8 protein-coding genes are annotated in these 10,611 nt (G+C 62.2%); 3 read left to right on the top strand and 5 right to left on the bottom strand.

Going from position 1 to position 10,611, the window contains the following annotated elements:
• Window positions 1-94: 94 nt before the first annotated feature.
• From HCO70_RS25030 to lgt, 4 genes are all read right to left on the bottom strand, one after another.
• Window positions 95-220 (bottom strand): hypothetical protein, encoded by a 126-nt coding sequence (locus HCO70_RS25030; protein WP_256373029.1) that lies wholly within the window; start codon window positions 218-220, stop codon window positions 95-97.
• Window positions 221-421: 201 nt separating this feature from the next.
• Entirely contained in the window at window positions 422-1,180 is a 759-nt protein-coding gene (gene pgeF / locus HCO70_RS24115; protein WP_172300464.1) for a peptidoglycan editing factor PgeF, read from the bottom strand.
• Window positions 1,177-2,241 (bottom strand): class I SAM-dependent methyltransferase, encoded by a 1,065-nt coding sequence (locus HCO70_RS24120; RefSeq protein ID WP_172300465.1) that lies wholly within the window; start codon window positions 2,239-2,241, stop codon window positions 1,177-1,179. Before HCO70_RS24120 ends, pgeF begins: the two co-directional genes overlap by 4 nt.
• A complete protein-coding gene (lgt, locus tag HCO70_RS24125) occupies window positions 2,238-3,122 on the bottom strand; it encodes a prolipoprotein diacylglyceryl transferase (RefSeq protein ID WP_172300466.1) in 885 nt (294 codons plus the stop codon). Before lgt ends, HCO70_RS24120 begins: the two co-directional genes overlap by 4 nt.
• Window positions 3,123-3,215: 93 nt before the next feature.
• On the opposite strand from lgt, the gene HCO70_RS24130 reads away from it, so the two are divergent.
• Window positions 3,216-3,464: an accessory factor UbiK family protein gene (locus HCO70_RS24130; RefSeq protein WP_172300467.1), complete on the top strand. Its 249-nt coding sequence runs from the start codon at window positions 3,216-3,218 to the stop codon at window positions 3,462-3,464.
• 725 nt (window positions 3,465-4,189) lie between these two features.
• Complete coding sequence (locus HCO70_RS24135; RefSeq protein ID WP_216665604.1) at window positions 4,190-5,329, top strand: type II secretion system protein GspD; 1,140 nt, start codon at window positions 4,190-4,192, stop codon at window positions 5,327-5,329.
• 224 nt (window positions 5,330-5,553) lie between these two features.
• On the opposite strand, the gene HCO70_RS24140 is transcribed toward HCO70_RS24135, so the two are convergent.
• Entirely contained in the window at window positions 5,554-7,617 is a 2,064-nt protein-coding gene (locus HCO70_RS24140; RefSeq protein WP_172300469.1) for an ATP-binding protein, read from the bottom strand.
• Window positions 7,618-8,664: 1,047 nt separating this feature from the next.
• On the opposite strand from HCO70_RS24140, the gene HCO70_RS24145 reads away from it, so the two are divergent.
• A complete protein-coding gene (locus tag HCO70_RS24145) occupies window positions 8,665-10,338 on the top strand; it encodes an amidohydrolase family protein (protein ID WP_172300470.1) in 1,674 nt (557 codons plus the stop codon).
• The last annotated feature ends 273 nt before the right edge of the window (window positions 10,339-10,611 follow it).

A 10,611-nucleotide genomic window follows, 5' to 3' on the forward strand; every position in this document is an offset into this window, starting at 1 on the left:
ATCACGGGCCTGGCAGTCACGGGTTCGCTTGAACCCCTGATATTTTCAAAACCTGAGGTGCCGGCGGACGCGGATGCGCCTTGCGGTCAGCAGTTCAGGCACTCGCCGCGCGCAGAACCGGTTTGGCGTTGCGCTTGGCAATGAAGGCTTCCCGGTTCGCGCCGCGAGCCCATGGCATCTTGAATTCGGCTTTTGCCGCTTCCTTGACGACCGTGGTCATCCAACGTTTCTGACGCGCCATTCCGTTGCTCCTTCTTCCCTTCAGATGATGACGGTTCGTTTCCAAACAAGCCGCAATCACGATTGGATGAGATTACTATCGGCGCCTTTTAGGGCCGTAGAATGACCCGCAAGGGGTTTTTTGCGGCCCCTCCGGGCCCGGAATGTGGCGAAAGCTAACCTGCTCGAACCGGAGGTTGAGTCACAATCTGATAATCGAAATCAACCTGCCGTAGTCTGCTTCGCGGCGATGCTGACTGCGACGGTAGGAGTAAAACCGCGCTTCATCTGAATAAGTGCAGTGACCTGTGCGCTCCGCCTGCCCGACGCCGGCGGCGCGCAACCGGTGCAGGCCGTATCCGGACAGGTCGAACTGGAACCTGTCGCCGGTGCCGGAAACGAAGAATCTGGCATTTTCGGGGTCGGACGTCAGGAAAGTCGCGCGAAACTCCGGACCGACCTCGTAGGCGGCCTGACTGATCGAAGGGCCAATGACGGCAGAGATCGAGTCGCGCGCTGCACCGAGTCGCTCCATGGCGTCGACAGTCGCCTCGAGCACGCCGTCGAGCGCACCGCGCCAGCCGGCATGGGCGGCCCCGACCACGCCCGCCCTTGTGTCGGCGAAAAGCACCGGCTGGCAATCGGCGGCCAGCACCGCGAGGGCAAGTCCCGGTGTCGCGGTGACAAGCCCGTCGGCGCGGGGCCGCTCGGCCGGATTAACGGTCTCGGCCACGACGACATCGGCGGAATGAACCTGGTTCACATTTACCAGAGCCTCGACACCGACTCCCATCGCCGCGGCGGCCCGTGTGCGGTTGATCGCCACCGCCTCTGCCTGATCAGAAGAGCCCTGCCCGCAGTTCAGCCCCGCGAACACGCCGGAAGAGGCGCCACCCTTGCGGGTAAAAAACCCGTGGGTAACGCCGCTCAGCAGGGGCGAGGTCAAAAATTCCAGCGTCATCCTTGCAAACCCGGTGGCGCGGAGGTTTCAGTCGAGTGGAAGGCGATTGTCTTGAACAGGCTCCCCATTTCATCGGGATGGGTCAAGCGGCGATGTGCGGCAATGTGGGCTTCAAGTGCCTTCCCCTGCAGATTGCGGGCGAGAGCCTGCGCACGAGGCGTGATTCCGAGGCGTTCGAGGAAGACGCCCTGTGGTGTCATGGCCGTATGAGCGAGGCCCGTGGCGGCCTTCGCCAGCGCCTCGAAATCGACATGCGCGGTCAGGTCCGCATCGCCAGGGCTTGCCAGCGGATTCTCGCTTTGATGGCCGCGCAACGCCTGCAGCGTGTCGCCCAGCGAACGCCAGTCGCCGTAGTCGATGACCAGAGCCGCCCCGCCGTGACCCGCGACGCGTGACGCGATGGCCTGCATCACCGCGCGGGCCGGGGCGCAGGTTTCGACGAGGTCGCCGGGCCGGGTGTCGCCCAGCCGGTGATCCAGTTCGGCGATCGGGGCTGGAGTGCTGAGTGCAAGGGCGAGCTGGCCGTCGATCAGCGCCACCTGCCGTTCGCGCCAGCCGCCTTCGTCGCGGACGAACTGGCGGATCGGGAGGGCATCGAAGAACTCGTTGGCGATCAGGAACAGCGGTGCGTCCGGCAGGTTGTCGGCACTGCCGCACCAGGTGATTTCATAGGTTTCGAGTGTCTGTTTCTGCCGCTCGCGCAGGGTCGGCGACGCCTCGACAAGATGCACGCGTGCCGCGGCGTGAAAGCCGGGGACGTCACGGGTGGCGCGCAGCAGGTCGGCCATCAGCGTCCCGCGGCCCGGGCCCAGTTCCGCGAGCGTGAATGGCGTCGGCGCTCCCTGGTCCAGCCAGGCCTGTGCCAGGGCCAGGCCGATCAGTTCTCCGAACATCTGGCTGATTTCCGGCGCCGTCGTGAAGTCGCCACCCGCGCCGAAGGGGTCGCGGGTGCTGTAATAGCCGTGTTCCGGGTGCAGCAGGCAATCGGTCATATATTCGGCAATCGTGATCGGGCCGGTGGCGCCGATCCTGCGGATCAGGCTTTCCGCCAGCGGCGTCATGCCCGCCGGCGCGCCCAGATCAGGATTCCGAGGCCGACGAGAATCATCGGGAAGGACAGGAGCTGGCCCATCTTCAGGCCGTACTCGCCCAGATGCACGACATAGCCCAGCGGGTTCTCGGCGGTGATATATTGCTCGTCCGCCTGCCGGAAGAACTCCACGAAGAACCGGGCGATGCCGTAACCGGCGATGAAGGCGCCGGTAAGCGCCCAAGGCGTCTTGAACCAGCCGCGCGCCAGGGCGAGCCAGAGCAGAATCCCACCCAGCACGAGACCTTCGAGTCCCGCCTCGTAGAGCTGGGAAGGATGACGGGCGCAGAGCCTCTCGACACCCGGACAATCCTGCGCTGCGGGCCCGGGAAAGATCACGCCCCAAGGCACTGACGTCGGCAGGCCCCACAGTTCGGCATTGATGAAGTTCGCGATACGGCCAAGCATGATGCCGGGCGGGGTCGCCACGGCCAGCATGTCCGCTACGCTGCCGACAGTCGCACCGATGCGGCGGGAGAACCATGTCATCACTACCGTCACCCCGAGGAATCCCCCGTGGAACGACATGCCGCCGTGCCAGATCATCAGGATTTCCAAGGGGTTCTGTAAGTAGTAGGCCGGCTGGTAGAACAGCACGAAGCCCAGCCGGCCACCGAGAATGATCCCCAGGATCAGCCAGGTCATGAAGTCGTCAAGCTGATCCGGCGTCATCGGCGGCGTTTCGGCACGCCACAGCACCGGACGCTTCAGCATGGCCGCCGCCATCCGCCAGCCGATGAGGATGCCGACGATGTAGGACATCGCGTACCATCGCAGGGCGAATGTGAAATTCCCGATCTCGATCGAGAAGATCTCGGGCGAAATGTCGGGGAAAGGGATCGCGGCTAGCATGGGATCTCCTTGTCCACGCTGCCCGGGCGAAGTCAACCTTGTCCGTGGCGCCGCGACGGCCCATATATGGGGCAAGCGTAACGGAGCAATGGCATGCAGACCCGCAACAAGATTTTCGACGATCTCGGCCAGCTGATGACCAACGCCATGGGTGTGGCGCAGGGCGCGAAGGATGAGGCCGAAACCGCGATGAAGGGCTGGGTCGACCGCTGGATGGCCGACCGCGATTTCGTCACCCGCGAGGAGTTTGACGCGGTCCGCGCGATGGCGCAGAAGGCACGCGAAGAGAACGAGGCGCTTAAGGCCAGGATCGAGGCGCTGGAGTCCTCCAGCAAGGGTTGAACGGCGCGCAGCTCTTCAGATTTGTCTACTCTTCTGCTCCGGCGATCTGGAACCGGTTCGCTTTGGCAGTGTGGCTTGGCTGTCTCGGCAGTAAGTTTGAAAAGCCCCCGCGCGATCTGAACAGCCACTATTTGATGGGCCCGATCTGGCTGGTTCGGATTGACAATCGAGACATTGCTGGGCCCGGTCCAACGGGCTGATGGTTTCAGTGCCTGACGGGACGTCGTCGCGCTCCGCCGACGCACCCATGACCACAACGCGTCCGGTGCCGAATACGGCTAATCCGGTTTCAGGCCCAAACTGCATGATTTCTCCAAGAATACTCCAGTTCGCCTGCACGATCTGGGGACGACATCATGTTAAGACACGCTCCAATTCTGGGCCGGGTCTGCCGGTCAGTGCCGTGTGGAAGTTCACGCAAAACACATTCGTAATTTGCCGCAGGTCGCGCGCCTGAATTCTGTCGCGCGCTGCGAGACGTGAAATGCCAAACGCAGACCGGAAGATCGAACAGAGATGGCGCGACGGAAGGCGAACCTGAACCGATGCAATGGTGCACCCCAACTAAAAAGGCGGGAGCTTTCGGTGACATATGGCGCGCCACGGGTCACGTCAGGACCGCGGGGTCCGGTGAATTGACCCGCAGGCTAGATCATCCGGCCCGACATCATCCGGCCACACCACGACAATGCGGTTTCGGGATTCCGGCCGCCGCCCTGTTCCTGATGCTTGCCTGCCTGGTGGCGGGCTGTGCTGGCAAGGATTCCCACGTTCCGGCGGCGGAGATCCTGGACGAATACCGGAAGCGCAATGCGGCGTTGCCCACCGTGACGCATACGTCGGATGCAAGGTTGCTTTCCGGTGGCTTCTCGCCGGGGATCAAGGGGGAAACCATCGCACTTGACGGTGACAGCTCCGACGGACAGACGGCCTACGAGGTGCGGCTTGCCTCGATGTCAGCGACCGACGCTGTGGAAATGTTGCAGACAATGTTCCAGGCCGAACAGGACGACGGAACATTTTCGGCCGGCGCCAAGTCGGCATCGAATGCGGTGTTCATCAGGGGCGAGGCGCAGCTGGTCGACCAGGCGCTTCGTATCCTGCGGAACTCGGACGATGCGGTGCGGCACGTTTTCATCGAAGCGCTGGTCATCGAGTTCAACAAGGAGCGCGTCAGCGACTTTGGCTCGCAGGTTTCCGGCGGGGCTTCCGGCACCTTTGCCGACATCTTTCTGGACATCGCCTCGCCGGGGAACAACCTGGCATTCTACTACGACAGTCTGATCTCGAATGACGAGACCAGTTTCTCGCTCGCGCTTGATCTGCTTGAGGAATATGCAATCGCCCGCGTTGTCAGCCGCCCCTACCTGGCGACGGTCAGCGGCCGGCAGGCCAAGCTGGAGATTGCCGAAGACCGTTTCGTCTACGGCGAATTCGACGGCGAGACGCTGGTCAACGATGTCAGCAGTGGAGTGACTGTCGAGATCCTGCCCGTTGTCACGAACGGCGGTGACATTCTCGTCGAGTTCACCGTCACCGAGTCACGCTTCCTGTCCGTCGAAGACGACGTTTCCGTCGTTCGCTCGCGTAACGAAGTACAGTCTGCGGCGACGGTGCCCAGCGGTCGCACCATCGCGATCGGCGGTCTGTCTCTGAGTTCGCGCGCCAGCTTTCGTGCAGGCTTGCCCGGCGCGGACCAATTTCCGCCTTTGACAGCGGTGTTGGGTCACAAGGCGACCGCGGCGGAAGATACCGAGATCATGATCCTGATCACGCCCCGAGTCTGGCATCCAGGCATGAACATCCCGGTGCCGAGCGAGAAAGCTATCCGCGAGGCAGCCGCGCTCGACCGCAAAAGCGGCTGAGGTTTCCCGGATCCCGGCCATTGCGGTGCGGAGGGCGCTTTTCGGGAAGGCCGGTTACTTTTTGAGATCTCCGGTCCGTTCAAGTGGCAGCTGGCTGGCGACGCGGGGCAACGGCCGGGATCGCTCCGGCGCGGAAATGAAGGCCGGTCTGCCGAACACATGGCATTTGAAGGGACCGCTATCGGCTGAGACCTGCATTTCATCACTCAGATGACCATGCATCATCACCGTTTCCCTTCAAACGGCGTCTGCTCGTACTGCACGGCCTTGAGCGTGAACGTGAATGTGCTGCCGATCCCGGGTGAGCTCTCTACACGGATGTCACCGCCCTGCGCACGGGCAAGTTCCCGCGAGACGGTGAGGCCGATGCCCGTGCCGCCATGTTTTCGGATATCCGTCGCGTCCAATTGGTGAAACGGGCGAAAGACGCTCGCCAGGTCCTCTGCCCTGATGCCGACGCCGCTATCTGAAACAGCGAATTCGACCGTCTCCCCGACCGGACGGGCGCTTATGCGGACATTGCCTGCATCGGTAAACTTGATCGCATTGCCAACCAGATTCAGCAGTATCTGCCTGGCGTGGGTGAACTCGGCCCAGACGTCTTCCGCTTCGCATTGCACCTCGAAGACCAGGTTCTTGTTTTCGGCCAGCGGCCGCATCTGCTCACTCACGGCATCGAGGAGTTCCCGGACCGTGCATGGTTGCAGGTTGGCTCGGAGCGTTCCGGCATCGATCGCCGCGTAGTCGAGCAGTTCGTCGATCAGGAACATGAGCCGGTCGCAGGAACGGGTCTGAAGTTCGACTTTCGAACTCAAAGTCGAAACCAGTTCGTCAAGCGACCGTTCCATCGCATCGGCGTCCCGGCGCGGGTCCCTGATCTTCTGTGCGAGCGCCCTGACCGGCTGCAGGTGGTCTGCGTTCTGCAGGAAGCGCGCGACGCCGTAGATGACCGTCATTGGTGTGCGCAACTCGTGGCTCAGCGTGCTCAGAAACCCGGTCTTGGCCCGGTTGGCTGCCTCGGCCTGCGCCTTCGCTTCGTTGAGTTCGGTCACATCGATACGCATGCAGACGACGTCGCCGCTTTCTGTGCGGAGGTCGACAGATTTGATAGATCTGCCGGTGGAGAACCTTCGTATATGCCCCTTCGTGTCCTTGCCGAAGGCCGCAAGCTGGTCCTGCACCCACTGCTCTTCTTCCCCTTCGGGCACGTCGACGAGGCGGCACTGCACCCCGGCACGAACGAGATCCTCATATCGTGCTCCCCGGCTGATATGGGACTCTATCGGCTGGTAGATGGTCACATATGCCACGTTGAAAGCGGTGAGACGGCCATCCGGGTCATACATGGCAAAGCCGCTGTCCATCGCCTGGATCGCATTCGCAAACCGCCGTTGCGCCAGGCGGCGGCTCTCTGACGAGTAGATCAGGTAGCCCAGCGTTCCCAGGATCAGAAGGCCGACCAGCCCCATCAGCCCGTAGTCGCGGAGATAGGTGGGCGACACCTTTGGCCAGCCGCCGGCCGTGGTCGCCATCATCACCCAGTCGCCACCCGAGAAATCGAATTCGAGCCGGACGGGATCGCGGTCTGCGATGGCGGGGTCGCCGTAGATGGCGCGGTCCACGGTTCCGTCCGGACCGACAGATGCGACGAACACGTCAAGGGTGTCCGCCGTGTCGTGAAGGCCGATATCCGCGAAGAAGGTTTCGATATCGAGGACCAGAGAGACGATGCCCCAGAGCGCCCCGGCCCCGTCGTTCCCGCTGTTTCGCAGAAACACGGGCTGGCGCATGATGATGCCCAGCCCGCCCTGCACCAGATCGACGGGTCCGGCCACCTGGGCCGATTTGGTTTCGACCGCTTCCATCACTTCCGGCAATTGCGAGGGCGTCGTGTTGTAGTCGAGCCCGATGGCCGCCTCATTGCCCTCACGCGGGTAAATGTACCGGATCACGAGGCCCGGAGCGGCGGCGACGTTCAGGACCGCCTTGTTGCCGCCAAACACCCCGGCCGCTGCCCGCTCGTAGGTAGCCTGATCCATCCCCGGATGGGAGGCGATGGAGAACGCCAGATCCTGGATCTTCAGGGTGCTTTCGACGACTGCCTCTTCGATCTCTTCGCGTATCTCGATCAGTTCGATCGTTGTGTCGAGTTTCAGATCCTGGAGGTAGTTCCGGTAGATCAGCCGCTCGATTTCCATCGACGCCAGGACGAGCATAGCGGTGGCGATCAACAGCGCTATCGCTGTGATGATTTTCGTCGATTTCGGGGAACGGAGGGCGCGCCCCATGGATCCTGCCGGAATCAACCGTTTCATACTCGTAAGCTTCGGCTTCTACTCATTAGCCTCCCCCAGTTGCGAAGGTTTCGCGTTTAAGGCGACGCTGTCAATTGATGCTAGCGCTGGAGCGACGCAGGGCGGGCTGGCCACATCAACATGTATGCAGTCAGGCAACAGCGCGCATGCTGCGGATCCGTTGAAACTTCGCTCTCTATTGCGTCGTCAACGCGACCTTGGTCGCGGACGTAGCCTCTGCCATTTCATGGATGCCAGACAGGGGGGGCTTCAAGCGACGTTTGACTTCGCAAAACGGAATCTTGTTCGCTGAAATTTGGCGTGGCAAGCACTGAAAAAATCTGTGGCGAGCCACAGTTGTGCGTTGACAGAAAAATCTTCAGTGACGCCGGAAGAGGGTCGAAGAGGCCGGAAGAGACCGGAAGGCGCGTGAAAACAGGGCGTTAGACGACGCGTGAGAGTGCTGTGCTCGTTGGCGCCAAAACTTCAGTAAACAGCCGACTTGGCGCGAAATAGCGTGGTTGCGGCCGAGGTGCCGAGGCGGCGAGGCACTGGGCCAGAACGCGAAGAAACCCCTTTTAAACTTGGTTTAAACGGCCCAAGAGGATCCTGTGAGGCCCCAAAATCGACGCATATGCCAAGTCTGAACATGCAACTGGCGTTGCAGGTTTGGTGATGCGGTTGCATGTTCGATGTAACTCACTGAAATGGCGGGAAGATGTGTGTAGCCGGTTGGGGCGATCTGAGCGCTCTAACTTGCAACCGATTTTCGCCGGTTCCAGCCATGCCGGCGTGCCACCCGGTGCTGCGCCCAGAACGGTGATTCGGTAAGAAAAGCTATTCGGATTGATAGCAGGCCACTGCCCATTTCTCGCCGAAGTCCTCCGAGAGATGGAGCATTTCAATATCGTTGTCGCGGATAACTGGATACTCGCGCCAAATGTCTCCTGCTGTACATTGATCCGCCCAAACTGCTGGTACCATTGCCGCTACATTGTGAACGCCTTGCCCGATGGTAGGCACAAAAGGAGTGGATTGGACATGAGCGATACAGCTATCAGCCGACGCGAATTCAACACAGGTGTCACAGCAACCGCGGCGATTGCAGGAACTGCCGGACGCGCGCTGGCGCAGGCGTCGGGCCCTTTCGATCTAGTCATCCTGAACGGCAGGGTCATGGATCCTGAGACCGGGTTCGACGAAGTTGCCCATGTCGGGATCAAGGACGGCCGGATCGCCGCGATCACCACAGATGAGATTACCGGAGAGCGCACGATCGATGCCGCGGACCACGTGGCTGCGCCCGGCTTCATCGACACGCATTTCCATTGGGTCCGCCCCATGGGCCACAAGCTCGCACTCCGGGATGGCCGCACGACGGTGATGGATCTTGAGATGGGCACGCTCGGGACCCTCGTCAACGACTGGTACGCCATGCGGGAAGGGACGACGCAGATCAACTATGGCTGCGCCTCCTCGCATGAGATGGCGCGCGCCTACGTCCTGGACGGGATCACCACCCTCGACTGCCCCGAGGCGCTGAACCACCGCGGGTCGGACAAGACCGGCTGGGCCCTGACCAGGCCCGACATCAATCAGGGCAATGATATCCTGCGGGTCATCGACGAAGGGCTGGCGGCCGGTGCGATCGCAATGGGCTCGACCTTGGGCTACATGCGCGACGGCGCCAGTGCCCGCGAGGTGTTCGAGCTTCAGAAGACAGCCGGAAACTATGGTCGCCCCTCGGCCTTCCACTTCCGCTACACGCCGGGCACCGACACGACGGAATCGAACGGCATCCAGGAGATGCTGGCGAATGCCGCGGCCCTCGGCGCGCCCGCCATCGCCTGCCACTTCAACAACCCCGGATACAATCTCGTGCACGAGTTGCTGACCAGGATGCGTGGGCAGGGAATGAACGTCTGGGGGGAGCTTTACCCTTATGCCGCGGGCTCGACCGCGCTGAACGCCGTATTCCTGGAGCCGGAAGTCTGGGTCGACCAGCTTGGCTATCGCTACGAGGACACGATCCAGGACGTACTGACTGGCGAGTGGTACACTGCGGAAAGCCGGGCCGAGATGATCGCGTCGGAACCCGCCCGTCTTGTCCTTGTCTACAAGATGCCCCCGGAGGCCATCGTCGACTGGCTGAAGATGCCGGATGTGGCGATCGCCTCGGACACCGTGCCGATCCTCGGGGACATTCCCTGGGACACGTCCTACGAGGACCTGCCCAACAGCCACCCGCGCGGCGCCGGCAGCTTCGCGAAGGCCCTGCGGCTGGGGCGCGAGAACGGAATCCCGCTGATGCAATCGGTGGCCCAGACCAGCTGGAACTCGGCCCGCCCGTTCAGCGAGATGGGTCTGAAGTCGATGCAGGAACGCGGCCGGATGCAGGAAGGCATGATCGCCGACATCACGGTTTTCGATCCCGAGACGGTGATGGACAACGCGACCTATGAGCAGGGCACGCTGCCCTCGACTGGGATCCCCTATGTCATCGTGAACGGCACGGTGGTGGTGGACGATTCCGAGGTGCTGAAGGACGTCAATCCGGGCCAGCCGATCCGGTTCGAGCCGCAGGAGAGCCTGTTGGAGCCGCTGGAGGTCAGCACCTGGACGCAGACTTTCTATGCCGTGCCGCAGGACTTCGGTGGTGGCGTGCCCGGTACCCAGCCGCAGTATGACCACCGCATCATCAGGTGCTGCGACTAGGAATGCATTCTGAAATGGGCCGTTCCGGTTGACCGGGGCCGCGTCACTTACGACCGGTAAAGGTGAAGCCCGGGCATATAGTGCAGCGATAGCCAAGACCAGCTCAAAGGGAGACTCCCAGATGAAACCCGACGACTTCGAGAAACTCGTGGAAGAGATATCTGACGCAGGGACAGACGCCGCGCTGCGCGTGGACAGTGACGTGACTGAGCCGGGCGGCATGGATCGACGGACGTTCTTCGCAACAGCCGCCGGGTCCGCCGCCGGGGCCGC

Origin of the sequence: Pseudoruegeria sp. HB172150, from assembly GCF_013184805.1 — a bacterium.
Taxonomy (GTDB): domain Bacteria; phylum Pseudomonadota; class Alphaproteobacteria; order Rhodobacterales; family Rhodobacteraceae; genus Psychromarinibacter.

Excerpts from the sequence above, each read along its gene's own strand:
- pgeF (WP_172300464.1), bottom strand. The coding sequence starts at position 1,180 with ATGACGCTGGAATTTTTGACCTCGCCCCTGCTGAGCGGCGTTACCCAC.
- HCO70_RS24120 (WP_172300465.1), bottom strand. The coding sequence starts at position 2,241 with ATGACGCCGCTGGCGGAAAGCCTGATCCGCAGGATCGGCGCCACCGGC.
- lgt (WP_172300466.1), bottom strand. The coding sequence starts at position 3,122 with ATGCTAGCCGCGATCCCTTTCCCCGACATTTCGCCCGAGATCTTCTCG.
- HCO70_RS24140 (WP_172300469.1), bottom strand. The coding sequence starts at position 7,617 with ATGGGGCGCGCCCTCCGTTCCCCGAAATCGACGAAAATCATCACAGCG.
- HCO70_RS24135 (WP_216665604.1), top strand. The coding sequence starts at position 4,190 with ATGCTTGCCTGCCTGGTGGCGGGCTGTGCTGGCAAGGATTCCCACGTT.
- HCO70_RS24145 (WP_172300470.1), top strand. The coding sequence starts at position 8,665 with ATGAGCGATACAGCTATCAGCCGACGCGAATTCAACACAGGTGTCACA.
- HCO70_RS24130 (WP_172300467.1), top strand. The coding sequence starts at position 3,216 with ATGCAGACCCGCAACAAGATTTTCGACGATCTCGGCCAGCTGATGACC.
- HCO70_RS25030 (WP_256373029.1), bottom strand. The coding sequence starts at position 220 with ATGACCACGGTCGTCAAGGAAGCGGCAAAAGCCGAATTCAAGATGCCA.